21 protein-coding genes and 2 pseudogenes are annotated in these 26,309 nt (G+C 68.6%); 18 read left to right on the forward strand and 5 right to left on the reverse strand.

Translation table 11 applies throughout. The annotated features are described in order from the left end of the window. The first annotated feature begins 343 nt into the window (after positions 1-343). Positions 344-1,594, forward strand: coding sequence for a ParB/RepB/Spo0J family partition protein (locus BBH68_RS40165; RefSeq protein ID WP_079151446.1), 1,251 nt, complete (start codon positions 344-346; stop codon positions 1,592-1,594). 95 nt (positions 1,595-1,689) lie between these two features. Here the strand turns inward: BBH68_RS40165 and BBH68_RS37395 are convergent, their stop codons facing one another. The 3 genes from BBH68_RS37395 to BBH68_RS37405 all read right to left on the reverse strand — a co-directional run bounded on the left by BBH68_RS37395 (position 1,690) and on the right by BBH68_RS37405 (position 5,320). Further along, positions 1,690-2,649, reverse strand: a complete 960-nt coding sequence (locus tag BBH68_RS37395) for an aldo/keto reductase (protein WP_065968367.1) — start codon at positions 2,647-2,649, stop codon at positions 1,690-1,692. A gap of 182 nt (positions 2,650-2,831) precedes the next feature. After that, positions 2,832-3,968, reverse strand: coding sequence for a DegT/DnrJ/EryC1/StrS family aminotransferase (locus tag BBH68_RS37400; protein ID WP_065968368.1), 1,137 nt, complete (start codon positions 3,966-3,968; stop codon positions 2,832-2,834). A 149-nt stretch (positions 3,969-4,117) separates the two neighbouring features. Further along, positions 4,118-5,320, reverse strand: coding sequence for an alkaline phosphatase (locus BBH68_RS37405; protein WP_425428902.1), 1,203 nt, complete (start codon positions 5,318-5,320; stop codon positions 4,118-4,120). A 359-nt stretch (positions 5,321-5,679) separates the two neighbouring features. On the opposite strand from BBH68_RS37405, the gene BBH68_RS37410 reads away from it, so the two are divergent. From BBH68_RS37410 to BBH68_RS37440, 7 genes are all read left to right on the forward strand, one after another. Continuing rightward, the gene (locus BBH68_RS37410; protein ID WP_065968369.1) at positions 5,680-6,603 is read left to right on the forward strand and encodes an aminoglycoside phosphotransferase family protein; all 924 of its coding nucleotides are present in this window, start codon (positions 5,680-5,682) and stop codon (positions 6,601-6,603) included. Between the two features lie 416 nt (positions 6,604-7,019). Beyond that, positions 7,020-8,066, forward strand: coding sequence for an inosamine-phosphate amidinotransferase 1 (locus BBH68_RS37415; RefSeq protein WP_065968370.1), 1,047 nt, complete (start codon positions 7,020-7,022; stop codon positions 8,064-8,066). An 81-nt stretch (positions 8,067-8,147) separates the two neighbouring features. Continuing rightward, positions 8,148-8,993 carry a glycosyltransferase gene (locus tag BBH68_RS37420; RefSeq protein ID WP_065968371.1) on the forward strand — a complete coding sequence of 282 codons (846 nt, stop codon included), beginning with the start codon at positions 8,148-8,150 and terminating at the stop codon, positions 8,991-8,993. Between the two features lie 9 nt (positions 8,994-9,002). Beyond that, positions 9,003-9,602, forward strand: a complete 600-nt coding sequence (locus BBH68_RS37425; protein WP_065968372.1) for a phytanoyl-CoA dioxygenase family protein — start codon at positions 9,003-9,005, stop codon at positions 9,600-9,602. 70 nt (positions 9,603-9,672) lie between these two features. Beyond that, the gene (locus BBH68_RS37430; protein WP_065968373.1) at positions 9,673-10,830 is read left to right on the forward strand and encodes a dTDP-dihydrostreptose--streptidine-6-phosphate dihydrostreptosyltransferase; all 1,158 of its coding nucleotides are present in this window, start codon (positions 9,673-9,675) and stop codon (positions 10,828-10,830) included. Positions 10,831-10,847: 17 nt separating this feature from the next. Further along, positions 10,848-11,882: an NAD-dependent epimerase/dehydratase family protein gene (locus BBH68_RS37435; RefSeq protein ID WP_065968374.1), complete on the forward strand. Its 1,035-nt coding sequence runs from the start codon at positions 10,848-10,850 to the stop codon at positions 11,880-11,882. Positions 11,883-11,925: 43 nt separating this feature from the next. Further along, on the forward strand, positions 11,926-12,720 hold the full coding sequence (locus BBH68_RS37440; RefSeq protein WP_079151448.1) for a glucose-1-phosphate cytidylyltransferase: 795 nt from the start codon (positions 11,926-11,928) through the stop codon (positions 12,718-12,720). A gap of 16 nt (positions 12,721-12,736) precedes the next feature. On the opposite strand, the gene BBH68_RS37445 is transcribed toward BBH68_RS37440, so the two are convergent. Together BBH68_RS37445 and rfbC are read right to left on the reverse strand one after the other, a co-directional pair. Further along, a complete protein-coding gene (locus BBH68_RS37445; RefSeq protein ID WP_065968375.1) occupies positions 12,737-14,023 on the reverse strand; it encodes an NAD(P)H-dependent oxidoreductase in 1,287 nt (428 codons plus the stop codon). After that, entirely contained in the window at positions 14,020-14,568 is a 549-nt protein-coding gene (gene rfbC / locus BBH68_RS37450; RefSeq protein ID WP_065968376.1) for a dTDP-4-dehydrorhamnose 3,5-epimerase, read from the reverse strand. The genes BBH68_RS37445 and rfbC overlap by 4 nt, the downstream gene beginning before the upstream one ends. A 179-nt stretch (positions 14,569-14,747) precedes the next feature. Between rfbC and BBH68_RS37455 the strand changes: the two genes are divergently transcribed. The 10 genes and pseudogenes from BBH68_RS37455 to srmL form a co-directional block, all read left to right on the forward strand. Next, positions 14,748-16,505, forward strand: coding sequence for an ABC transporter transmembrane domain-containing protein (locus BBH68_RS37455; RefSeq protein ID WP_065968377.1), 1,758 nt, complete (start codon positions 14,748-14,750; stop codon positions 16,503-16,505). Next, the gene (locus tag BBH68_RS37460; protein ID WP_065968378.1) at positions 16,502-18,241 is read left to right on the forward strand and encodes an ABC transporter ATP-binding protein; all 1,740 of its coding nucleotides are present in this window, start codon (positions 16,502-16,504) and stop codon (positions 18,239-18,241) included. The genes BBH68_RS37455 and BBH68_RS37460 overlap by 4 nt, the downstream gene beginning before the upstream one ends. 72 nt (positions 18,242-18,313) lie before the next feature. Beyond that, a complete protein-coding gene (locus tag BBH68_RS37465; RefSeq protein WP_245738503.1) occupies positions 18,314-19,054 on the forward strand; it encodes an SAM-dependent methyltransferase in 741 nt (246 codons plus the stop codon). A 65-nt stretch (positions 19,055-19,119) separates the two neighbouring features. Then, positions 19,120-19,797, forward strand: a complete 678-nt coding sequence (locus tag BBH68_RS37470) for a StsF protein (RefSeq protein ID WP_065968380.1) — start codon at positions 19,120-19,122, stop codon at positions 19,795-19,797. A gap of 2 nt (positions 19,798-19,799) precedes the next feature. Beyond that, positions 19,800-20,786, forward strand: coding sequence for a phosphotransferase family protein (locus tag BBH68_RS37475; protein ID WP_065968381.1), 987 nt, complete (start codon positions 19,800-19,802; stop codon positions 20,784-20,786). A 236-nt stretch (positions 20,787-21,022) separates the two neighbouring features. Beyond that, positions 21,023-22,498 (forward strand): glycosyltransferase family 39 protein, encoded by a 1,476-nt coding sequence (locus tag BBH68_RS37480; RefSeq protein WP_245738504.1) that lies wholly within the window; start codon positions 21,023-21,025, stop codon positions 22,496-22,498. Positions 22,499-22,620: 122 nt separating this feature from the next. Continuing rightward, entirely contained in the window at positions 22,621-23,802 is a 1,182-nt protein-coding gene (locus BBH68_RS37485; protein WP_079151449.1) for a glycosyltransferase 87 family protein, read from the forward strand. 198 nt (positions 23,803-24,000) lie between these two features. Then, a pseudogene (locus BBH68_RS42645) lies at positions 24,001-25,021 on the forward strand (integrase core domain-containing protein). Between the two features lie 27 nt (positions 25,022-25,048). Then, a pseudogene (locus BBH68_RS42815) lies at positions 25,049-25,132 on the forward strand (site-specific integrase); the annotation flags it as partial. 241 nt (positions 25,133-25,373) lie between these two features. After that, positions 25,374-26,309: PheS-related mystery ligase SrmL (gene srmL, locus BBH68_RS37495; protein ID WP_065968382.1), on the forward strand; the 936-nt coding region annotated here is incomplete at its 3' end.

A 26,309-nucleotide genomic window follows, 5' to 3' on the forward strand; every position in this document is an offset into this window, starting at 1 on the left:
CTTGGTGCACTCTCGAGGTGTAAGGGGCGCATGTGTTCCATATCTATTTCTGAGTCCTCTGACGGCCGGAAACTTTCGGGCGAACGGTAGGCGGAGGTGCTTGTTTGCGTCAGCGATCTCCCCGTCGGCCCCGAGCTGGCTCTTGCTCTTCCCTGGGCCGTGGCGCCTCGCCTGCCGACGTGGCCGGTTTCAGGCGGGATGCGCCGATCCTGTGAGCCGGCTTTTTCGGCCATTTGCATTTACTTTACCGGCGAAGCGGTCGGTGATAATCGTACAGCGAGGGAAGTCGGGGGGTGTTCTTTGCGACGCTCAGTGGAATGCCTTTGTGACCGAAAGGTATGTAATGGAGCTCAAGCCCAAGGGTCATGCTCAATCCGATGGCCGTACCGCCGAGACGCCAGAAGAACTCAATGGGAACAGTGCGAAGTTGTCCGGTATCGTCAAAGTTCCGCTTGCTTCTATCCGGCCGTCGGACTCCCCGCGAAGCGCAGGCGAGAATCCGGAGCATATCCGCGCACTTGCGGAATCCGAAGCGGAACTTCCCCCTATCATCGTGATGCCGTCCACGATGCAGGTGATCGATGGGATGCACCGACTTCGGGCCACCGAACTCCGGGGCGGGACCGAGATCGACGTGCGGTTCTTCGAGGGCGAGGAGAAGGACGCCTTTGTCCTCGCCGTGGAATCCAATATCACCCACGGCCTGCCGCTCAGTCTCGATGATCGCAAGGAGGCGGCGGCGCGGATCCTGCTCAGTCACCCGATGTGGTCGGACCGGGCGATCGGGGCGACGACCGGGCTCTCCGCCAAGACGGTGGGTGCGATCCGGGGCCGTTCAACCGAGGGGCTTCCTCAGTCGAACGTCAGGATCGGCAGGGACGGACGTACCCGTCCCCTCGACCCCACCGAGGGGCGGCGGCTGGCCGGCCGCCTCATGCAGCAGAACCCCTCGGCCCCGCTGCGCCAGATCGCCGCTGAGGCGGGCGTATCCCTCAGCACCGTCTCCGACGTGCGCAAGCGACTGCAGCGCGGCGAGAGCCCCGTGCCGGAACGGGGAAGGTCGCGTGCCCAGCCGGACACAGTCACCGAACGGACACCGCGACCGCATCAGCAGCAGGACGACACCGAGGCCGACAGACCGTCCCATGCGTTGATGCTGCGCCATCTCAGCCGTGATCCCTCCGTCCGGCTGACCGAGGACGGCAGGGCGCTGTTGCGATGGCTCACCATCGTGGCGGTGCGTCGGCAGGACTGGGAACGGCTGCTCAGAGGCGTTCCCCCACACCGAATGGAGGCCGTCGCCGAACTGGCGCGAGGCTGTGCCCGGACCTGGCAGCAGGTGGCCGAGCAGCTGGAACGGGCCCACGGCGTCGCAGCGGGCCCCGAGGCCGAGGGCACATCGGGCGCCGCGCCGGCCGGAACGGAGGCCGACGACCACACCGTCGGCGCCGACCTCCCAGGATGCGCGTCCGCCCTGGAATCGCGGCGGTCCGGTGAGGTGACCGTCGCGGTTCCCGGGCCTCCCCGGCGTGCCACGCCGCAGCACGCCGAGGGCTGCTGCGGCTTTGCCTCCCGCGCGTCGCCGCGCGAGTGACCCCCGGCCAGGTTCGGGGAAGACGCCCCTGAAGACCAAAGGGGCGGGAAAGCAGTGACCACCGCTGCCCCGCCCCGTCCCCGCAGGGCGGCCGGTCACACCCCGCGAGGCGCTCCCGTGCCGTGCTCCAGCCACTCCCGCTCCGCCTCGTTGAGCCGGTGCCCGGCCGCCGTCATCGAGTCGCGCACCTCATCCGGCTGCCGCGGCCCGATCAGCGCGACGACCGGGAACGGCTGGGACAGCGTCCAGGCGAGCGCGATCCCCGTCGACGAGATGCCCTTCTGCTCGGCGAGCGTCCGCGCCCGACGCAGCCGCTCTGTGTTCGGCTCGCTGTACCAGCTCTCCGCGAGGGGACTCGTACGCAATTCGGCGGGGTCCGCCAGGGCGTGCGCCCCGCGTCCCTGGCTTGCCCACGGGTACAGCGTCACCCTGTTCTCGGCGAGCCAGGACCGCCAGTGGGCGTCATGGGCGCTCACCGTTCCCGGATAGATGGGGCGCACCATGTCGATCAGGCTGAACTGATTGCTCACACCTGCGGGCGCCGGAAGACCGTGCTCCTGGGCGTAGGAGACGGCCTCCCGGAGCCGGTCCAGCGACCAGTTCGACATGCCGTACGCACCGATCAGTCCGCGCTCCACGAGATCCGCCAGCACGGTCACGAACTCACCGACCGGCACCTCGAGGTTGTCGCGGTGCAGCATGTACAGGGCCGCGCCGCCCCTTTCCATACGGTCGAGGCTCTCGGCGAGCTGCGCCTCCACCCGGTCCGGCAGACACTCCGGCGTGTGCGCGCCCTTGGCCAGCACCCACACCTCCTTCTCCACACCACGGGACTTCGCCCAGGCGCCGAAGACGCGTTCGCAGCAGCCGGGGCCGTACGCGTGCCCGTACAGCCACGCGGTGTCGAAAGCGCGGCCGCCGCGCTCCCAGTAGGCGTCGTACACCGGAAAGGCCCGCTCGTTCTGCCCGAAGGCGGAGGTGCCGAGCAGCAGCGGCGGCCCGGCATCGACGGCAGGCGAGGCTCCGGTGGGGACGGGCAGCGGGGCAGAGGACATGTGCTCTCCTGATTCTCCTGTTGACGCGTGATGGCATCTGATGGCGCGGGCGTGCGGACGTGACCCGGACGCCCGCGCCGCCCGGCCCGGACCGGGCGCGACGAGGTGAGGGCGCCGCGAACCGTCCCGCCTGCGTGGCAGGCAGCGGCCGGGCACGGCGCCCATAGGTCACCCCGACCAGATCACTCTGAGAACGCCCTGCGGACCTCATCCGCGATGTGGTCCAGGTGCTGCTCCATGAGGCCGGGGTGCGACGGCAGCGCGAGCAACTCCTGCGACAGCCGTTCCGCCACCGGCAGCGACATCGACCGGTGCTCGGCGAAGGCGGGCTGCTTGTGCAGCGGGAACGGATAGCGAAGCAGGACCGGAACGCCCCGGGAGCGCAGGGTCGCCGCGATCTCGGCCGCGGGCGGTCGTCCGTGCCCCGGGACCGCGCGCACGACGTATTTCCAGAAGGCGTGCACCGTGTTCTCCGGCTCGACGGGCAGTTCCAGACCCTCGACATCCGCCAACCGCTCGGACAGGTAACCGGCATTGCGCCTGCGCGCATCGACCATCTCGTCCAGGCGGGAGTGCTGGCTGAGGCCGATCGCGGCCTGCACCGCGGTCAACCGGTGGTTGTAGCCCACCTCGTGGGCCCAGATCAGACCGGGGCGGCCCTCGATGGGGCCCTCGCCATGGCTGCGCAGCCGTCGGACGCGCTCGGCGTACACGGGATTGTCCGTCAGTACGGCGCCGCCCTCACCGCCGGAGGTGATCACCTTCTGCTCGAAGAGGCTGACGCACGCCAGATCACCGAAGCCGCCCACCGGCCGTCCGCCGATGGCGGTGCCCAGCGCCTGCGCCATGTCCTCGACCAGCGGGACGCCGGCGTCCGCGGCGAGTGCGGACAGGGCGCTCATGTCGGCGGCGACGCCGTTGATGTGCACGACGACGATCGCCTTGGTCCGCTCGGTGAGCAGGGACTTCACCGAATCCGGATCCAGACAGTGAGTGTCGGGAGTGACATCGGCGAAGACCGGGCGGGCTCCGAGATAGGTCACAGGGCTCGCCGAACCGATGAAGGTGTGGGCCGGCACGATCACTTCGTCGCCCGGCCCGACATCGAGGGCGTGCAGCGCCAGATGGACCGCTGCGGTGCCGGTGGACACCGCGACCGCGTGCTCGACCTGCTGGCCGGCGGCCAGCGCTCGCTCGAATTCCTCGACGACGGGGTTGCCCAGCCCCACCAAACGGTTTGAACGCAGTGCCGCGACCGCGGCCTCGATGTCGCCGTCCGACAGCTGCGGCCACCGGGGTAATTCCTGGAAAGAACTCAAAGCACACACCCTTCAGGTCCATGGAGAACTTTTCGGGAGGGGCGGAAATCCGCTTCCGTCGGACCATGCTGAAGGGGGCGCTGTAATTCTTCAACCTGGGTGTCCGAAAGGGATTTCGATAGCGCATTAAGAGGTGGGGATCGCCGAATTCACGTCCGGTGAAGACCGAGAGCGGCGCGCAACGTGCCGAACAGCTCGGTGTTCTCGTGGACGCCGAGGACGCGGTGCGCCTGCGGTCCCTGCGCGGCGACCCGCACCGGCACGCCTGTGTGTTCCTGTACCTCGCCCGGGGCACCGCTCGCGTACCCGAGCCGCATGTGTGATCCCTCGTCGGTGACGAGCGTCGTGGACAGGCCCGGCGAGCGTGCCTCCAGGGGCAGGATCTGACCCGAGTGCCCGTGGTCGGACGTGACGACGACGAGCGTACGGGGATGGCGCTGAGCGTACGCGAGCGCCGCGGCCACGGCACGGTCGAAGGCGAGGGTCTCGCCGATCTGGCCGCACGGATCGGCGTCATGGGCCCGGTCGTCGATCGAGGCACCCTCGACCTGGAGGAAGAACCCCTTGCCGGCGGGGCCGGAACGCTCGCTTGGGGTCGTCAGGAGCTCCAGAGCGGCCTTGGCGGACTCCTCCAGGGACGGCGTGGCGGCCGGACGCGTCGGGTTGTCCTCGGTGCACCGCTGGGGCGGCGTGCCACCGGCGGACGCCGGGGCTCCCGTCCACTCCACCGGCACGGCCTCAGGTGCGAAGAGCCCGAGCACCGGCCGGTCCGGCCGGGCCGTCCGCAGACCGGTGCGGTCGCGTACGACCTGATAGCCCCCCGCGCGCGCCTGGTCCAGGACCGAACGGCCCCGGAACGGACCGTCGGTGACCTTCTGTGCGAACACGTCCGCCCCGCCGCCGAGGAGGACATCCGGCCGCAGGGCCACCGTCTGCTCCGCGATGGACCCCCTTCCACCGCGTGACCAGGTGTCCGCCGGGCATGCGGTCATATCGGCCGGGCCCTTGCAAGCGCGGTCGGTGACATGGGCCGTGAGCGCGGCGGGTGTCGCGTCGGTCAGCTGTGCCGTGGTGACGTTTCCGGTGGCGTACCCCTCCCGGCGGGCCAGCTCGAGCAGGGTGGGCAGCGGCTCGTTGGTGTCCGGTGTCCGGGAGACGCGTCCGTTGACCGTCTTGCGCCCCGTGGCCCACGCCGTGGCGCCGGCTGCGGAGTCAGTGACGTAGTCGGGGTGGCCCAGCTCGTCCACCGCGGAGGTCAGGGACGATCCGGTCATCGGCAGCCGGTCCATCGTGAGCCGCCCCTCGGCGCCGACGGCGTAGTTGCGCGCGGCGGTGATCTCCGAGTCACCCATGCCGTCGCCTATGAGGAGGATTACGTTCCGCGCCGGGGAGGGCCTGAAGTCGCCGGAAACCGGTCCGGACGGAGGCGCTGCGGAGGACAAGGTGACCGATGTCAGCAGGACAGCGGTGACCGCGCCCCACCGCCGCACCCGTCGCTTTCCCTGCCGCACCGCATGGATCGGCCCTCCGCCTCGTCGGTCCGGAAACGCTGCCGTCATCGCTCAACTCCTGTGTACGAGAGACCTGGTGGACGGCGGCGAACGGTATCGGGCCCGTACGGGTGGATGCACCGGCATGCCCGAATGCAGGGCACCTGTCGATTTCGGGTAACTTGCAGCTGGAAACCCAACTTCCCTGAAGGAAATGCGATATGGGCACGTCAAAAGCGATCGAGGTCCCGGAACACCTGGCGGCGTCGTACAGCAGGGGATTCGGCGAGGAAGGGAGGGCCTGGATCGCGGCGCTGCCGACTCTCGCCGCGGCATTCCTGGACAGGTGGGAACTGCGGCGCGATGGTGCGGCCCGGGCAGGGGAAGCCTCGCTGGTGCTGCCGGTGTTACGCCAGGACGGTACCCGCGCGGTCCTCAAGCTCCAGATGCCCCGGGAGGAGACCACTGCCGCCCTCATCGGCCTGCGCACATGGAACGGTGCCGGCACGGTACGGCTGCTCGACCACGATCCCCACAGCAGCACCATGCTCCTGGAGCGGCTGGACAGCGTCCGCACCCTGGCCTCACTCGAGGACGACGACGTCGCGATGGGAATCCTCGCCGAACTGCTGGCGCGGCTCGTCAGCGTCCCCGCCCCCCGGGAACTGCGCCGTCTCAAAGACATCGCCGCCGACATGCTGGAGCGGGTACCGCGCGCGGTCACGGCCCTGGCCGACCCGGCCGACCGGCAGTTGCTGCGCGGCTGGGCGGCAGCCGTCGCCGAACTGATCGAGGAACCCGGCGACCAGATGCTGCACTGGGACCTGCACTACGACAACGTGCTGGCCGCGAAGCGCGAGCCGTGGCTTGCCATCGACCCCGAACCGCTCGCAGGGGACCCCGGTTTCGACCTGTGGCCCGCCCTGGACAGCCGGTGGGACGACATCGTCGCCGCGGGCGACATCCGGCGTGTGGTGCGGCGCCGGTTCGACCTGCTCACCGAGGTCCTCGGTCTTGACCGTGGGCGTGCGGCCGGCTGGACGCTGGGGCGGCTGCTGCAGAACGAGCTGTGGGACATCGAGGGCGGTGGTTCCGCGCTCGCCCCGTCCTCCGTCGCGATGGCGGAGGCACTTCCAAACCGTTGACGCGGGCCTGGGAGAGTTGACGTCGAACGAATCGGCGGTGCCGTCCGGCACCGCCGATTCGGCTTTTCCCGGAAGAGTTTCGCGTTCGACTGCCGAGAGTCTCCAGTCGAACATCGGTCGTACTCGCCGTCGACGCCCCGACTTCGCTATGCTCAACGCGAATTGAATGGTGGCTCACAAAACCCATCGGATACGGGTGGTTGCGAAGTCGGCCCATGAGTCGCCGACCGCGACGGAGCGACTCTTGAGACCAGGTTTCCTCGCCCGTCGAAGGTCATTATTCCCGGGCAACCGGAGCCCATCGGTTCTTTCCCGGCGGGGCTCTTGCGAATGAGTACCGGTTGACGTCCCGGCAGACAACTCTCTTTTTTCACCGGGCCTTTCCGTATCCATGCCGGCAGCCAATGAGGAGTGTCATGAGTCTGGTCAGCGTGCACAACGAATGGGATCCGCTGGAGGAGATCATCGTCGGAACGGCCGTGGGTGCGCGGGTTCCCCGGGCCGACCGCAGCGTGTTCGCCGTGGAGTACGCGGGGGAGTACGACAGCCAGGACCAGGTGCCGTCCGGGCTTTACCCGGACCGGGTCCTCAAGGAGACCGAGGAGGAACTCCACGTCCTGTGTGAGGAGCTCACGAAGCTCGGCGTCACGGTCCGGCGTCCGCAGCAGCGCGACAACTCCGCCCCGATCACCACGCCCGACTGGCAGACCGACGGCTTCCACGACTACTGCCCGCGCGACGGTTTGCTCTCCGTGGGCGAGACGATCATCGAGACGCCGATGGCGCTGCGAGCACGCTTCCTCGAATCCCTGGCCTACAAGGACATCCTGCTCGACTACTTCGCCAGCGGCAGCCGGTGGATCTCCGCGCCCAAGCCGCGGCTCACCGACACCATGTACGAGCCGACCGCACCCATGGGAGAGCGGCTCCGGGACCAGGAACCGGTGTTCGACGCGGCCAACGTGCTCCGCTTCGGCACCGACCTGCTGTACCTGGTATCCGACAGCGGCAACGAACTCGGCGCGAAATGGCTCCAGTCGGCCGTCGGCGACGCCTACACCGTCCACCCCTGCCGCAACCTGTACGCCTCCACGCATGTCGACTCCACGATCGTGCCGCTGCGCCCCGGACTGGTCCTGGTAAACCCGGCACGGGTCAACGACGACAACATGCCGGGCTTCCTGCGCTCCTGGCAGACCATCACGTGTCCGGAGCTGGTGGACATCGGCTTCACCGGCGACAAACCGCACTGCTCGGTGTGGATCGGGATGAACCTGCTGGTTGTGCGCCCCGACCTGGCCGTAGTGGATCGCCGTCAGACCGAGCTGATCAAGCTGCTGGAGAAGCACGGCATGGACGTACTGCCGCTGCAGCTCACCCACTCCCGCACCCTCGGCGGCGGTTTTCACTGCGCCACGCTGGACGTCCGGCGCTCGGGCGCCTTGGAGACCTACCGGTTCTGACGTCCCCTCCGGGCTCGCAGCGGATACCCCCGGCCGCCGCGAGCCGTCCAACTCCCGACCGAGACAGGAGGTTCGAGCAACGTGATCGGTTACGGAGTCTGCGTCGGCCCGTCCGACCTCTTCGACCGCATCTGCCGCCCGGGTATCGAGCGCGTCCGGACACCCGGCAGCCCGCTGTTCACCATGCGCGGCCAACGCTCCATGTTCGAGGCGTACAACGCCATGCTCGACCAGGCGGCCGCCAACTCCGAGGTCACCGGACTCGTGATGCTCCATGACGACGTCGAACTGCGGAAGAACCCCGTGGACGTGGTCGGCCCGGTCTTCGAGGACGACTCCGTGGGCATGCTCGGCTCCCTCGGTGGCTCGGACACCGTCTCTCTGGCCTGGTGGAACGAGAAGGCGACCCGGCGCGGACGGGTCACCGACTACGACAAGGTGCACGATCACGGCTCCGGCCTGCACGAGGTGCACGCCGTGGACGACGTGATCCTCTGTGTGAACCGCTGGGTCATCGAGAACGTGCGTTTCCCTGCCGGCCGCTACCGCGGCTTCGAAGGACTCGGCGTCATCCTCGCCGCTCTGGTGCGCTCCGCCGGCAAACGCGTCATGGTCCAGGACCTCCAGGACGTGATGCACCACAACGAGGGCCGCGGCTTCAACGGCCTACAGGACTGGCGACACAACGAACTGCGCTGGCAGCGGCAGTTCTTCGACCTCAGCCCGCTGGAGCGGATGGGGAGCTACCTGGAGGAGCTCACCGTGCCGTCGATCCCGCTGCGGATAGCCGCCCGCCGCCTGGCGCTGCGCGCAGCCGGCCGCGGCTTCGAGGTGAGCGACGGAGAGTCCGGCGATCCGGCGGTCGACGAACTGGTGGACGGCTGGTACCGGCGGTGCACCCGACTCCGCGGCCGGATGAAAGTGTGAGGAGGGGCCATGGCGACATACACACGACTGCGCTACGACGTCACGAACATCCCGATCGCAGAACTCGTCCGCGAGATCCTGGCGGTGGACGACCTCGAGGGGCTCGCGGGGAGCGACCGGCCCGCCACCCGGGAGAGTGACCAGAGTACGGACCACCACAAACGGTTCTACGCCAGCTTCGACGTCATCGCGCCGATCTACCGCAAGCTGGCCCAGGAGGTCCTCGGCTCCGACGCTGAGAGCCACTATGTCCAGCGCGTCCCGACCTTCCGGGTGCACTTGCAGGGCTCTCTCGCCGTAGGTGAGTGGCACCGCGACCGGGACTTCGGGCACGACCCCGCCGAAGTGAACTACTGGGTGCCGCTCACCAGGGCGTATGGCAACAACACCCTGTGGATCGACCGGGAGCCGGTGCACGCCGAGTACGGGGACGTGATCGTCTTCGACGGCGCCAACTCCTGGCACGGAAACGTCGTCAACGACACCCCGACCAGCCGGGTGAGCATGGACTTCCGCACCATTCCCCGCTCCGAGTACCGCCCCAACGAGAAGAAGTCGGTCTCCTTCGGGATGCCGTTCCTGCTCGGCGACTACTGGGACATCCTCTGATCCCGCCGCCGCCGTCGTCCGGCCGGCCATGAGATTCCCCTATTCCACAGCCTGATGCCATGGGGCCAGTATGCAGACGAATGCGCATTCCACTTCGGAGTCCACGGCGGAGCCCTCCTACGAGGAGGCCCTGCTGTCCCAGGACGAGCGGTTCCAGAAATTCCTGGCCGGGCTACCGGCTGACACCCCGGTCTGGTTCTGTTTCTTCTCCTCCGGACTGTTGCATGTCATCCAGCACTTCCTTCGATTTGTGCCACCGGGCATCAATTTCGCCTTCCTCAGCAGCGGGCTGACGGCGGAAGAGATCGCCCTGCGCAACACCATGAGCAACGGCCGACCCGCCTTCGACCTGGATGAAGGGGTCGGCAGCCACGAGATCTTCGAGTTCCTGCTGCGCAACCTCGACCGGCCGTTCGGCATCGTGGACAGCGACTGCTTCGTCATGGAAGCGGACTGGTTCACCCGCTGCATGGACGGCCTGGAACCGGGGGTGGCCGTCAGCAGCCCCCTCAGCTACGGGCCGATCCCGCTCGCCGCCCCGCCGTTCATGGCGCTCGACCCGGCGGCTCGGCCCGAGATCGAGCGTGCCATCGGCGGGCCCGTCTCCCCGGCCGCGTACTCCTACACCCCGCCGGGACCGGAGAAGGAGATCGACGGCGCCATGGTGCGTCTGATCGAACCGCACCACGAGCAGGCGCTCGCCAAGGTACTGGCCTTGGAGGACCGTCGGCTGCCCTTCCCCCAGGGCGGCCTTCTCGACGTCCTCGACGACGGCCGCGAGGTCCGCAGTCACGAGCGCCACCATCATCTGCAGAACGGGAACAGCGTCATCCGGGTGGTCTTCGACGGACTGATGTTCTATCAACTCATGGCGCTGGCCGCGGGGCGCCGCATCGCCCACTTCCACAGCTTCCCCGGCACGAAGGTGTTCGCGCCGCAACTGGTGCACGCGGGCGGTATCTCCTACTGGCACCGGCTTCGGCCCAGCGAGATCGCCGCCGGCATCCACGAACTGCCCTGGTCGGCGCACATGGACGCGCTGCTCCTCGAGCGGTTCAACGCCAGACCCGACGCCCCCGAGTCCTACCGCACCCGCGGGGTCCGCCTCGCGGCCAACCTGCGTCAGTCCGCGACGACCCTCGAACGATTGCGGGAGGAACTGCGCGGCAAGCTCGCCGCGTCCGGCGTCGACGTGACCGACCCGCGCTGGCGCGCGGTACTCGACTGACGAGGGAGCACAGACCCGTGCGGATCCTGCTCACAGGACACCAGGGCTACCTGGGCACCGTCATGGCCCCCGTCCTCACCGCGGCCGGCCACCAGGTCAGCGGCCTGGACAGCGGCCTGTTCTCCTCCCGCGTCCTCGGCACCCTGGACGCCCCGGACGTACCGGGCCCGACACTGGACCTGCGCGACGCCACCGTCGAGACGCTCCACGGCTGCGACGCCGTAGTGCACCTGGCCGCCCTCTCCAACGACCCACTGGGTTCCTTGGATCCGGACCTCACTCACGCCATCAACCACCACGCCTCCACCCGACTGGCGAGGCTGGCCAAGAGAGCCGGGGTCCGCCGCTTCGTCTACGCCTCGACCTGTTCCGTATACGGAGCCCAGCCCGGGGACGAGCCGGTCGACGAGGACGCCCCGCTCAAGCCCGTCACGCCGTACGCGGTGTCCAAGGTGCGGGTCGAGGACGACCTCGTGGAGCTGGCCGACGCCGACTTCGCCCCTGTGTTCCTGCGTAACGCCACCGCCTTCGGCTTCTCCCCGCGGCTGCGCTCCGACATTGTGCTCAACAACCTGGTCGGCCGGGCGCTGCTCACTGGTCGGGTCACCGTCCTGTCCGACGGCACGGCGTGGCGCCCCCTGGTCCACGCCGAGGACATCGCCCACGCCGTGCTCGCCACCCTGGCCGCCCCCGCCGACACGGTGCGGGGACGGGCCTTCAACATCGGCACGGAGGAGAACAACCGGACGGTGGCCCAGATCGCCGAGGCCGCCGCCGCGGCAGTACCAGGCTCCGTCGTGGAGATCACGGGCGAGACCGGCAGCGACCCGCGCTCCTACCGGGTCGACTTCACCCGGGCACGGATCGAACTGGGGTACCGGGCCCGCTGGAGCATCCCGGACGGCGCGGCGCAGTTGGCCCAGCAGTACCGCGAACGCGGGCTCACCCGAACCGCCTTCGAGCACGACTTCACCCGCCTCGCGGTGCTCGGCCACCGTCGGCGAGAAGGCTCGCTCGACGAGAACCTGCGGGTCCGTGCCGCGCGTACCTGATGCAATCCGAGCATCGCGCCGACGTCGGCCGAGGAGGGACACAGTGAACCCGGACATACCCGTGGTACTCCTGTGCGGGGGATACGGCACCCGCATCCGGGAGGCCAGCGAACGCCTGCCCAAGGCCATGGTGGACATCGGCGGCCGCCCAATCCTGTGGCACATCATGAAGATCTACAGCCACTACGGATTCCGCCGGTTTGTGCTGTGCCTCGGCTACAAGGGCTGGGCCATCAAACAGTTCTTCCTGGACTACCGCGCCCAGATGTCGGACTTCACCATCGCGCTCAGCGACGAGCACCGGCTCCGCTTCCATGACGACCGGGCCGACGAGAACTGGGAGATCACCTTCGTCGAGACCGGCCTGAACACCGCCACCGGCGCACGGCTGCGCCGGGTGCGGCGCTACGTCGACACCGACCACTTCATGATGGGATACGGCGACGGCGTCGGGAACATCGACCTGGCGGCGCTGGAGAAGGAACATCGCGACGCCGGGCGGATCGGCACGGTCACCGGCGTCCACCCGACGTCGAAGTTCGGCGAGATGGACGTCGAGGGCAGCGAGGTCCTCGAGTTCAACGAGAAGCCCACGCAGGTCACCGGCTTCGTCTCAGGTGGATTCTTCATGTTCCGCCGGGAGTTCCTCGACGAGTACCTGGACGACGACCCGAGGCTGTGGCTCGAGAGCGCCCCCTTGCAGCGGCTCGCCCGGGACAGGCAGTTGACCCTGCACCCCCACGACGACTTCTGGTGCGCCATGGACACCTACAAGGACTACCAGCACCTCAACGAGCTGTGGGCGGCCGGAAACGCGCCCTGGAAGGTGTGGGCGTAGCCGGCCGCCCCGGCCGTCAGGCGGGGAACAGGTCGTTCTGTTCCCCGCGCAGCTCATCGATCAGCCGGCCCGGTGGCAGCCGTACGTCGTCATAGGTGAGCACCGCGTCCTTGCTGACGTCCCTGAGCAGCACGCACCCTTCGGCGACCCCCATGGGGAGCAGCCCCAGAGCGCGGGTGGCGGCATGGGTCTCGGCGACGCCGTACGTGTCGTATCCGCCGAGGCCGTCGACGATCCCGCCGACCTTCAGATCGCGCTTGGCGGTGGCGACCACGTCCACGCGCGGTCCGGCCGGTGGAGTCAGTGCCGCGTCGGCGAAGTCGACGGCTCGGGCGATGGTGTGGGGGACCTCGAAGTGACAGAGGTGGTACGGCGTGTAGAAGCTGTACAGCGGGCCCTTGCCGAGCTTGTACAGCTCCAGGTAGTGCCGCTGCCGGGGGTCGTCATGGGTGCCGATCACATACACACCGGGCCCTGGCCTGGCACCGACCACGTAGTCGACGACACCGCCGAGCTCGCGCAGTTCGTCGAGGTCGTAGACGTCGGTCAGCTCGTCGACATGACCGCCGTGCTCGCGCCCGTACATCCCGCGCCGTCCGACCGTGAAGCCATGGGCGTTGGCCACGATGGCCTGCTCGAAGGAGACCTTCGTACCATCGGCGAAGCTGGTGACCATGTGCACGTTCTGCCCCCAGCGCTCGGCGAAACCCCGCTGGGTGGCGGGCGTCCGGTACTCGTCCTGGAGACCCTTGACGTTGCCGGCGACCAGCGGCTTCACGCCGAGGCCGCGCACGAAGCGCAGCAGATTGCCCTGCACACCCGGCTGATCACCGTCGGCGCCGGTCAGGACGACCCCGGCCTTGCGGGCGCGGTGGGCGAGCAACGGTCCGATGGTCCCGTCGAGTTCCGCGTTCATCGTCACCACTGGAAGGCCGCGCTCGATGGCGGCCACGGTGATCCGGGCGCCGAACTCCACGGCGCCCGTGACATCGACCAGGCAGTCGATTCCCTCGGCGGCGAGCAGGGTGAACGCGTCCTCGGTCACCGCAGTGCGTCCGGCGGCCACGGCCGCCTCGACTCCGGCCACCGTGTCCGCGCGCACCGGCTGGACGCCCGCTTCCGAGCAGACGCGTTCGGCGGTCGCCGGGCTGCGGTTGGCGATCGCCGCCAGCCGCAGCCCGGGAACCGATCGGACGATGTGGAGAGCCAGCCCGCGCCCCATGAATCCGGCGCCCACCATGCCGACTCGGATAGGCCGGTTCTGCTCCTCGCGCCGACGCAGCGCGGTGTCGACGATGATCAACGGGAAGCCACCGGAACCTCGGCCAGCAGCGGCCAGTTGCCGTCCTTGTCCGAGACCTGTTCCACCGTCACGGGCCACTCCACGGCCAGCGCCGGATCGTTCCAGCGCAGGCCCCGCTCGGCACCGGGCGTGTACGCGGTGGAGACCTGGTACAGCGTCTCGGCGTCGTCGGTCAGCGTCAGATAGGCGTGCGCGAAGTTCCTCGGTACGTGCAGAGCCAGCCGGTTGTCGGCGGTGAGTTCCGTGCCGAAGTGCCGTAGAAAGGTAGGGGAGTCCGTCCGTAGATCGACGATGACGTCGTAGACGGCACCCCGAACGCAGCGGATCGTCTTCGCCTCCGCGTTCGGCGTCAGCTGGTAGTGGAATCCGCGAAGGGTTCCCTTGCGGTGATTGAACGACAGATTGCACTGTGCCACGGTCGGTTCCAGCCCGGCCCTCTCGAATTCCTCCCGGCAGAACGAACGTGAGAAGAAGCCCCGGTCGTCCTCCCGTTTCTCGAGTTCGACGAGAGCGGCGCCGGCCAGGGGAGTTTCATGGATCAGCACAGTTGATTCTCCAATCCGTTGGCTTCCTGATGGCACTCCGAGGCTAGGGGGAATTCTCGTGGTCGGGCGAGCGGACGACGGAGAAGATGTTCGACTGCTTACCTGGCGCACTCGAACAGCCGGGGCGGCGGCATGCCGTCGGTTGACGCCTTGTCCGCATCCTTTGGTATCCTCGCGCAATGCGCCCGTTGCCTGCCGCAGACCCAGGAAATCCCGATATTCGCTCGGCAACATGGTATTTACTGTGGCTTGCGGGCCGAATCGCCTGGCCCCTGAGTGCCGCCGCGTTCTGCGGCATGTTGTGGCTCGGGTCGCAGGCGCTGATGCCAGTGGTCATCCGGGAGGCGATCGACGAGGGACTGGTGCCCGGTGACATGAACGCCGTCCTGACCTGGGCGGCCGTCCTGCTCGGACTCGGCGTCGTTCAAGCGGTTTCCGGCACCGTCCGCCGACGCCTCAACATGTACAATTCGCTTTCCGCGGGCTTTCGCACCGTGCAACTCGTCGTCCGCCAGGCCAACCTGCTCGGTTCCACTCTGGAACGGCACGTGGACGAGGGCGAGTTGGTGAGCCTCGGCACCTCGGACATGAACGCCCTGGGCAGCGCCTTCGACATCGTCGGCCGGGCCGTCGGCGCAGTGATCTCCGTTGTCCTCGTCGCCGTCGTCCTGCTCGACCAGTCTGCCACGCTCGGCATGATGCTGATCGTCGCGGTGCCCGCCATTGTCCTGACCATGGGCTACACGCTGCGGCCCTTGCACCGTCGGCAGAGCGATTACCGCGACCTTCAGGGCGAGTTGAACTCGCGGCTCACCGACGTGGTCGCGGGTCTGCGTGTCCTGCGGGGCGTCGGCGGCGAGATCCCCTTCGCCCGCTCCTACCGCGAACGCTCGCAGCGGGTACGGAAGGCCGGCTCCAGGGTGGCAGGGGCGGAGGCCCTCATCCGCGGCGCGCAGGTGCTGCTTCCCGGGTTGCTGGTCAGCACGGTCACCTGGGTCGGTGCCCGAGCAGCCCTCACCGGTGCCGTGACCCCCGGCGAACTGGTCGCCTTCTACGCCTATGCGGCCTTCCTCGTGGAGCCGCTGGGCACCTTCACCGAGACTGCCGACCGCTTCGCCCGCGCCCATGTGGCCGCCCGGCGCGCGGTCGCCCTGCTCGCCATGGAGCCCAAGTCGGTTCCTGCTACGGACTTCCGGCCGGTAGACACCCCGATCGCGGAACTCATCGACGAGACCTCCGGCTTCACAGTCACCTCCGGCACCTTCCATCTCGTGGTCGCACCGTCGGCCGACGTGGTGTGGCTCGCCGACCGCCTCGGCGGGTACACCGACGCCCCCGTCCGCCTCGACGGCAGGCTCCTCAGCGGGTTGCCGCCCGACGAGGTCCGCCGTCGCATCCTGGTCGTCGACAACCGCGCCCGCCTCTTCCGAGGATCCCTGCGCGGCGCACTCGACCCGCACGGAACCGCTGAGGACACCGCCATCACCGAGGCGCTCCGGGTGGCCTCCGCGGAAGATGTCGTCGCGTTGTTGCCCGACGGCCTCGACACCGAGATCACGGCCGACGGCCGTCGCTTCTCCGGAGGCCAGCGACAGCGCCTCGTCCTCGCCCGGGCCGTGCTGGCCGACCCCGACGTCCTGATCGTGGTAGACCCCACCTCGGCGGTCGACGCGCATACCGAGGACGTCATATCGCGACGCTTGCGCGCCGCACGCTCCGGCCGCACCACCGTCCTCGTAAGCTCCAGCCCGCTCCTTCTCGACCACGCCGACACGGTCTCTTTCCTGCGGGAGCGCCGTGTCGCCGCGACCGGCACCCACCGCGAGCTGCTCGCCGCCGATGCCGACTACCGCCTGGTCATTCAGCGGGAAACCGGTGAAACCGCGCCCGCGACCACGCCGTCCACCAGGCTCGCGACCCGGGGGAGCGGCGAATGAGCGGTATCCGGCTGCCGGTCGCGGACTCCGCGGAGGTCCGGGCGCACGGCCTGGCGTTGGCCCGCCGCCACCGTACCGATCTGTCCTGGATGCTGGTGCTGCACGGACTGGCCGCGATCTGCGGTCTGACCGGACCGTGGCTGATCGGACGCCTCCTTGACGAGGTCGTCGACGGCACGACGTCGACCACCGTGAACTACATCGGCCTCGGCCTGCTGCTGTCGCTGCTGGCACAGGCGCTACTGACCTACTGGGCGGTCCAGCGCTCCTGCCGGTTCGGGGAGAAGGTCACCGCCGAGGTCCGTGAGGACTTCGTCGACCGGGTCGTCCGCCTGCCGCTGTCCACCGTGGAGGACGCCGAACCCGGAGACCTCATCACCCGGGCCTCCCGCGACACCGACGCGCTCACCAACACCGTGCGCTATGCGGTGCCCGAGACCCTGGTCGCCTTGATGACCTGCCTGTTCACCTTCTCCGCGCTGATGCTGGTCGGTCCGCTCACCGCCCTTCCCAGCTTCCTCGTCGTACCGCTGCTGTGGGTCGGCACTCGCTGGTATCTGCGCCGTTCCGGCGCCAGCTACCGGCGGCGCGGCGCCAGCTACACGGCGCTGGGCGACAGCCTCGCCGAGACCGTGCCGAGCGCCCGTACGGTCGAGGCGCTGCGGCTGCAGACATGGCGCAGCCGTTCTCTCGACCGCGACCTCAGTGACGTGTACGCGGCGGAGCGGCACACCATGTGGCTGCGCAGTTCCTGGTATCTGCTGGTCGAGTTCAGCTACGCCGTGCCCGTGGTGGCAACACTCGTCGTCGGCGGCCTGCTCTACACCCGGGACCTGGCCACCCTCGGCCAGGTGGTCGCGTCCACGCTCTACGTACGGCAGCTGATCTTCCCCCTCGACGACGTGCTGAGCTGGATGGACGAGCTGCAGATCGGCTCCGCCTCCCTCGCCAGGGTACTCGGCGTCAGCAAGCTGCCCGCGGACCGCCGACCCACCGGAGCACACCCCGCCGGCCGACAGCTCACCGCCCGCTCGGTCACCTACTCCTATCTGCCGGGCCGCGACATCCTGCACGGCGTGGACCTGGACCTCGCTCCCGGTGAGCGGCTGGCCGTGGTCGGCCCGTCCGGCTCCGGAAAGTCCACCCTCGGCAAGCTCCTGGCGGGCATCTACGCCCCCGGTTCCGGCACGGTCCAACTCGGCGGGGTGCCCCTGTTCGACCTGGGCACCGAGGAGCTCCGGCGCCGGATCGCTCTCGTCACCCAGGAGCACCACATCTTCCGCGGCACTCTGCGGGAGAACGTCACCCTCGCCCGGCCCGCCGCGGAGGAGGAGGTCCGGCACGCGCTGGAGGCGGTGGGCGCGGCGCCCTGGGCGGCCAAGCTATCCGACGGCTTGGACACCGTGGTGGGCTCCGCGGGGCATCCGCTCACCGCGGCCCAGGCTCAACAGGTGGCGCTGGCGAGGCTGTTGCTGGCTGATCCGCACACCGTCGTGCTGGACGAGGCCACCGCGCTCCTGGACCCGGCCACTGCGAGGCACACCGAAGACGCGCTCGCCGCCGTGCTCAGCGGCCGGACCGTCGTCGCGATCGCGCACCGCTTGCACACCGCACAGGACGCCGACCGAATCGCCGTGGTGGAGAACGGCCGTGTCCGAGAACTCGGAAGCCATCACGAACTGCTCGCGGCGAACGGTGCGTACGCTGAACTGTGGCGAGCCTGGCACGGTGACTGAACTTATTACCGGCATTGCCGAAAAACGGGATCAGGCCCTAGCCTGTGAATTATGAATTCCAGGCAACCGCATGTGGACTGGGACATCCTTTTCGGAGGAGACTACGATTACTTCGACCTCCCCGATCTCACTCCCGAACTGAGTGGGCGGGAAGCGGCGAGCATGGTGAAACTCGGTGGATTCGAGCCGGGAATGAGACTTCTCGACGCACCCTGTGGTCACGGTCGGCATGCTAACGTGCTGGCTGCCCAGGGATACTCCGTGGTTGGGATCGACCGGGACGAACGATTTCTCGCCATGGCCGCCGACGAGGCGAGTACTATGGGGGTCGATGTCGATTACCGTCGGGTCGATCTGCGGGAGATGTCCTTCGACGCCGAATTCGACGCCGCCGTGTCCTGGTACAGCTCATTCGGATACTTCGACGACGAAACCGACCGGGACATCCTTTACCGGTACCGACGTGCACTGAGTCCCGGCGGCAGTTTCCTGCTCGACATGCACTCCCCGTACCGGCACATACCGAGTGTCCTCGCCAACCATGAAATGCACGTGGATGTGCTCCGGCGAGGCGAGGACATGGCCATCGACATCCAGGAACTGGACGCCGTGGCAAGCCGCTACTACGCGGAGAAGATCACCATTCGGAACTCGGTCGTGGAACGCGCCCGGTACAGCGTCCGTATGTTCACCGCCCCGGAGATCCTCGAATGGTTCCGCGCCGCTGGATTCTCCGAGGCACGCGTGATGGACGAACACGGCGGCACCTTCACCGTCAGCAGCCGTCGGCTCGTCGTGCTCGGCACCGCCTGACCTCACGCCCTCCGTCCGAGAAGCGCCCGCCCGTGTCCGTCCACTTTCCAGGAAAGAGTGGTTTCATGGTCGCCCACACCGACCGACTCGTGGCCTCGTTCGACACTCGCCGCACCGCACTCTCCGTCGAGGGATTACGCTCCCACTACGTAGCTCACCGCTGTGCCCAGATCCCACAGATCGCGGACGTCACCTCGCTGCGCCCCGCGGCACGCGCGGCATACGAGGAGCTGCGCGACGAACCCGTCCTCGACGCGCAGGAGCACACCGACAACGACGGCGAACTCGGATACGGCTTCCGCCTGTTGCGCATCGACTCCAAGTCCGAATCCCCGGCGCACTCCGCACGGGTCACCACCGTCTTCCGCAGGCACGGACTGCTCGACTGGTCCGAGCAGGCGGCCGCGCAGCTCATCCCGCTGGTGAACCGGATCACCGATCGGGAGCTGCGGTACGAGCGGATGTTCCTGCTGGCCTACCGGGAGGGCGACTACATCGGGCCGCACGGTGCCGAGCACGACACCGACCTGGACCGCTTCAACCTTCAGTTCCCGCTCTGCTACAACACTGTCGGTTCCATGCGTATCCTGCGCCAGGGCTTCCTCGAGCCGATGTACGACCGCGATGGCGACGCCCGGCTCTTGGGCCCCCGCATGTGGCACGAGGTCCCGCCGCTGCTCCGGCTGCCCGGCAGCGCGGACCCCCTGCGTCTCGTCGTCTCGCTGCGGTTGAGGGCGGGCTAGTGATGGACAGTGAACGCGACGCCGCCCGCCCTGCCGAGGTTACCGCCTCCGTGGCGGCCGAGGTCTTCCAGCGGTACGGCGTCGACTTCTCCCGGACCCGGCGCGCGGGCGGCTGGACGAACGCCACCTGGCTGGGCGGTGGGCTGGCGGTACGGGTCGCCGGGGCCTCGGGCTCCTGCGATCTGAGCCGCGAGGCCGAACTGGCCGCGGTACTCCCGCCGGATGTCGGCTACCCGCGCGTCCTGGACACGGGCACCATCCGCGGCCTGCAGTGGGTGGCCAGCGCCGAAATCGCCGCCGGCAGCCTCGACGACGCATGGCCCGGTCTGGACTGGGACCGACGTGTCGAGGCCACCCGGCAGCTGTGGGCCAAGGCGGCAGCGGTCCACAGTGTCGACCCGGCCACCGCCGCACCGCTGGCCCGTCCCCGCAACCCCTTCTACGCCTCGTCACTCGACGAGGCCAAGGACGGCCTGTTGCGCCTGCGTGCCGCGGACGTGCTCACCGACGGCGAACTGGACCGCCTCTGCCGCGCCCTCGAACGGCACTGGGCTGCCCTGCCGGGCGCCTCACACGTGCTCAACCACGGAGACCTCTCCCCGGTCAACGCCCTGTGGAACGGGACCGAGGTGGTGTCGCTGCTCGACTTCGAGTTCGCCGTGCTCGCACCCGTACATCTGGATCTCAACGAACTCGTCAAACTCGCCTTCGCACCACCGGAGTACGGCATGACGGTGAGCGCACGGGACGAGGCCGGCCGCCGTCGGTTGCAGGCCTCGGTGACCGAGCTCGCCCGCCCGATCCTGCGCACCGCGGCCGATGCCGACCTCCTCATCGGTCACTCCATCCAGCTGGAGACGTGGGGACTGGAGAGAGAACTGGCCAAACCCGGGAGGGAAGCGTTCCGGACGTGGGAGCCGTACCGGATGCTCGTCGCCCTCGCGGACGGAGGCGGCTACTACACACCGCTCCTGCGGGCGCTGCGCTGAGACCCGTCGGCAACGACCACGTCGCTCGTGTGCCCCTGGCTTCCCTCCCTGGAGAGAGCGTGACGATTCCACCTGACGATGCTCGACGGCTCTCGCGCGAGCTGCCCCGATCCGACGAGCTGCGACTGCGGCCTCGTCCGCTGTCAGCGTCACTCCCGGGGAGCGGGACATGCGGGGGAACACCGAGCGATCGGCGGACGGAGCCGACGGCCCTGGCTCCGCTCGCGCGATTACCGGTGTTCGGCATCGCGGTCTCGACCGCGGTGCTGCTGTTCGCGCTGGCCGGGCGCTACGGCTACGACGGTGATGAGCTGTACTTCATCATGGCCGGCCGCCACCTGGACTGGGGATATGCCGACCAGCCCCCTGGGGTTCCGGTGCTGGCGCTGCTGGCCGACACGCTCGCTCCGGGGACGCTGCGGGTGTTGCGCCTGCCGGCGATCCTGGCGACCGCGACGGGGATCGTGCTGGCCGCACTGCTCGCCCGGGAGTTCGACGCGGACCGGCGAGGTCAGTGGTTGACCGCGGCCGCCTACGCCCTGGCCTTCGGAGCGCTCGGGCGGCTACTGACCACCATGGTCTTCGACGTCCCCCTGTGGACATTGCTGAGCTGGCTGCTTGTGCGGTGGGTGCGGATGCACCGCGACGGCGTGACGCGAGACCGGCTGCTGCTCGCCGCGGGGGCCGTCGTCGCGGTGGCGACGCAGGCCAAGTTCCAGATCATCGTGTTCTGCCTGGCCCTGCTGGTGGCCGTGCTGATGTGCGGGCCTCGCGCACTGCTCGCCCGGCCGCTGCTGTGGACGGGAGCGGGGCTGACCGCGCTGTCGGCCGTGCCGACGCTGATCTGGCAACACCGGCACAACTGGCCGCAGTGGGAGATGGCCGAGGCGATCGCCGCGGAGGTGTCGCAGCTCGACGGGGCGACGGCCAACCTGGCGTTGATGTTCCTGGGCCTGGGGCCGGGGCTCGGTCTGGTTCTGGGCCTGTACGGGCTCGCCCGGCTCCTCGTGGGACGGGAGCTGCGCGCCTACCGCTTTCTCGCCGTGGCCGCACTGCTGGTGACCGGGTTCGTCGTACTGAGTGGCGGACGTGCCTACTACATTTACGGCGTGTTCCCGGCGCTGTGGGCGGCGGGCGCGGTCGGTTTCCAGCGGCGGCGACTGGCTCGCCCGGCCACGGAAAGGCGGCGCGTGGGCCGACGGGTGTATCCGGTGATCGTGGCATCGGCGTTGTGGCCGCTCATCGACCTGCCGTTGCAGCCTCAGGAGTCGTACGCCGGCAAACCACCCCACCGCTTCGACAAACGTTCCGAGATCGGCTGGCCGGAGCTGGCCGACCAGGTCGGCGAGGTCTATCACCGGCTTCCCTCCGACCTGCGGGACCGCACGGTGGTCATGTCCGACGACTACTGGGTGGCCTCCGCCCTGGCCTACTTCGGACCCGCCCGTGGGTTGCCACCAGTGCACAGCGGTTCCCGGGGCTACTGGTTCTTCGGTGCACCCGACGCCGACCGGACCACCCTGATCTACGTCGGCGACCCCGAGCCCGCGGTTCGCGCACATTTCAGCGTCGTGCGCCAGGTCGCCGAAGTCGACAACGGACTGGGCATCGAAACCGACTACCAGGGCCGCCCGATATCACTGATCAGCCATCAGAAGAAACCTTGGCCGCAGATTTGGCCCTATTTCAGGCGCCTGAACCTGCTCGACTGACCGACGAGGACGGCGTCATTCCTTCACTCCAAGGGACTCCCGTGAAGTCACGACATCCCCGGCCGACCGCACGCATGGTCGGCTGTTCCCTCCTCGTCGGCGCCTGTGGTCTGTTCGGGCTCATGAGCATGGTGCTCGCGATGCGCGCCGACTCGGTCGATCTCGAGGTCTACCGAGCAGGCGGCGAGGCGGTGCTGGCCGGCCGGGACCTCTACAACGAGCCAGTGTGGTACGACTTCCGCTTCACGTATCCACCCTTCGCAGCGCTGGTCTTCACTCCGCTGTCCCCGCTGAGCGCGGAAGCCGCCAGGATCCTCGTGGTGTTGCTGAACACGTCCCTGCTGGTGTTCATCGTTGCGCGGTCCTGGCGTTCGCTCGGCCCGACGAGGACACACCTCCTCGTCCCGGCGGTGATCGCCGTGTCCGGTGCGTCCTTCGCGCTCGAATCGGTGCATAGCAACTTCATCGATGGTCAGATCAATCTGCTCTTGGTCGCACTGGTGCTGGCCGATCTGACGGGACCCACCGATCATCCGCTTCGCGGTGTCGGCGTGGGGCTCGCGGCCGCACTGAAGCTCACCCCTCTCATCTTCGTCGCCTACCTGATCGTGACTCGGAAGTACAGGCAGGCCGCCGTAGCGTCGGCCACCGCGGCGGGGACCGTCCTAGTGAGCTTCCTCCTGGTGCCCGCCGCCACGACCGACTACTGGCTGCGGGGCATGTTCGCCGACCTCAGCCGGATCCACGTCGATCTGGCGTCGAGGCACAACCAGTCACTGCGGGGACTCCTGTTGAAGAACGGCGTCCCGGAGACCCCTGCCCTGTGGCTGTGGCTCGTGCTCGGTGCCACGGTCGGCGTCGCGGGCTTGACGCTCGCCGCGTGGGCGGCGCGACGTGGGGAGCGACTGTTGGGGGCCTCACTGTGCGGCCTGTGCGCGGCAGCGGTGTCTCCCTGGTCCTGGGGGCATCACTGGGTGTGGCTGGTGCCGTTGGAGGTGTTTCTGGTGTCTGCGGTGGGCCGACCCGATCGGCGTGGTAGGTGGCTGCCGACGCTGGTGCTCGTCGCCTCTGCTCTCCCGGGCGTGTTGGCCCTGGCCGATCCGATGGACGATGACGCGACACCTGTTCTGGCGGACGGGCCACTCGCTTTCGTGCTCGCCAATTTCTACATGCTCATCTTCATGACAGTGCTGGCCGCCGCCGTTGCGGACCTTCGCGGTCGACGCACGCCCCCGGCAGCTCAGCCTCCGGGCTCTCTCATCGGACCAGCAACTGCCCACCACTCCCACCTCCGGGAGGAATGATGACCACCAGTTCGTCACTGCGGGATTCCGACCCGGAGCAGGCCACCGCCACGGCGGGCGGGGCCATGCTGTGCCGCTCGAAAAGTCATCGCTGCAGGTGAGCTGGATGCGGTCAGTCCGCTGGGATCGTGTCCTCCGTGATCGTGTCCTTGCTTGTACAAGGTGACCGGGAAGCTGCTGACGGTTCCATCGGTGCTCCTGCGACGCGGGACGGTGAAGGAGGCGGAACTGCTGGTGCTGCGGCGGCACGAGAACGCGGTCCTGCGTCGCCAGTTGGCCGGGCCGGTCCGTTATGAGCCTGCCGACCGCTTCTGGTTCGCCGCCCTGTGCGGGCTGATACCCCGGCGTCAGTGGCGTGAGATCTTCCCTGTCACCCCCGGCACCCTGCTTGCTTGGCACCGCAGGTTCATCGCCGCGAAGTGGGACTACACCGCGCGCCGGGGTACCGGCCGTCCGCCCACCCCGACAGCGATCAAGAAGCTCGTCCTGCGGCTGGCGAGGGAGAATCCGACGCGGGGGCACCGGTGGATCCAAGGGGAGCTGGCCCGACTCGGGCACCGGATCGCCGCGTCGACAGTCTGAGAGATCCTGCATGCCGCAGGCGTCGATCCGGCGCCGCACCGCGCAGGCCCAACCTGGCGCGAGTTCCTGACCGCGCAAGCCGAGGGGATCATCGCGGCAGACTTCTTCCACATCGACACCGCGCTCGGCAAGCGGCTGTACGCGCTGGTGTTCCTCGAGCACGGCACCCGGCGACTGCACATCACCGGCGTCACCGCCCACCCGACCCGGGACTGGGCGGGGCAGCAGGCGCGGAATCTCATGGCTGACCTGGGCATACGCATCGAAGTCCCTGCACTTCTTATGACGCGACCGCGATGGCAGGTACAGCGAAGCGTTCGACGCCGTCTTTGCCGCCGAGGAGATGGACATCCTCAAAAGTGCGCCACAGGCTCCCCGCATGAACGCGCATTGCGAACGCATCATCGGCAGCATCCGACGCGAAGCCCTCGACCACGTCCTCATCATGAACGAGGCCCACGCCCGCCACCTCCTTGCGGCCTACGAGCGGCACTACAACGAACACCGACCCCACCAGGCCCGCAACCAGCTACCACCCGACGTCCACGAACAACCGGCGCTTGGCCTCAGCACCGGCAAAGTCCTGCGCACCCGGATCCCCGGCGGCCTCATCAACGAGTACAGATACGCGGCATGACATGCAGCGATGACTTTTCGAGCGGCACACGTCCGCCGCTACTTCAAGCCGTCGCCGGAGGCGATCGCCGAGATCACCAGCCTGCTGGCACCAGGCGACGCTCGTCGGTGACCTGGTGCCAGCAGGCTGGTGGAAATGGGGGAGGTCCGGTCTCAGGAGCCAGCTATAGTCCTGGTGTGGCCGTCGTAGCGATCTCTCGCCGATTTACCGGCCCCCTGGCCCCCGAAGGGTGCCGCAGGGGTCGGACTTCGCCACGTCTCCAGAGCTGAGCAGGCTGACCCCACCGTGCGGCCAGGCCCAGGGGCTGGGGGGTTTCCGAAACCCCGTCACAGCTCTTGGCCAGGAGGCCGACATGCCCGCTCACCTTTCCGCTGAACAGCTCGCCCGGGACCTGTCCATCCGGGACCTCACCGACCCCACCACTGGACCGCACGCTCTCCAGCTCGTCCTGGGCCGCGCCGTCGAGGCCCTGGCGGAACGCTGGGGCTGCGAGGTCCGTTGGTGCCGTGGCGAGCGCACCGTCACCGTCGAGGACAACTACGACAACCTCGGCTACCGCAGCGACGACATCACCCGCGACGCCCGCTACACCCGCTACGTCGACGACCAGAGCATGCTGCGCAGCCACTCCAGCGCGCTGGTCCCGGCGGCGCTGCGCGCGTTGGCCGCGGACCCGGCCGACGACGTGCTCCTGGTCTGCCCTGGACTGGTCTACCGCCGCGACAGCATCGACCGCCTGCACACCGGCACTCCGCACCAGCTCGACCTGTGGCGCGTCACCCGCCGCCCAGCCCCCATGACCACCGTCGACCTGGACGACATGGTCACCACTCTCGTGGCGGGGATCCTCCCCGGGGCGAAGCATCGCCACGAGGACCGTGTCCACCCCTACACCCTCTCCGGCCGCCAGGTGGACGTGGATCGCGACGGCGAATGGATCGAGGTGGCCGAGTGCGGCCTGGCCCATCCGCAGGTGCTGGAGCGGGCCGGCCTCGACGACTCGTGGAGCGGCCTCGCGCTCGGCATGGGACTCGACCGCATGCTGATGCTGCTCAAGGGCATTCTGGACATCCGCATCCTGCGCTCGGCCGAGCCGTCCGTTGCCACCCAGATGTCCGACCTGACCCCCTACCGGGCCGTGTCCGCGATGCCCGCCATCCGCCGGGATCTGTCCGTCGCCGTTGACCGTGACGACCTGGCCGAAGACCTCGGCGATCGGGTCCGCGACGCCCTCGGCCCCGACGCCGACTGCGTGGAAACCGTCGAGATCCTCCGTCAGACGCCCTGC

The sequence above is a fragment of the Streptomyces sparsogenes genome (genome assembly GCF_001704635.1).
In the GTDB taxonomy this organism is placed as follows: domain Bacteria; phylum Actinomycetota; class Actinomycetes; order Streptomycetales; family Streptomycetaceae; genus Streptomyces; species Streptomyces sparsogenes.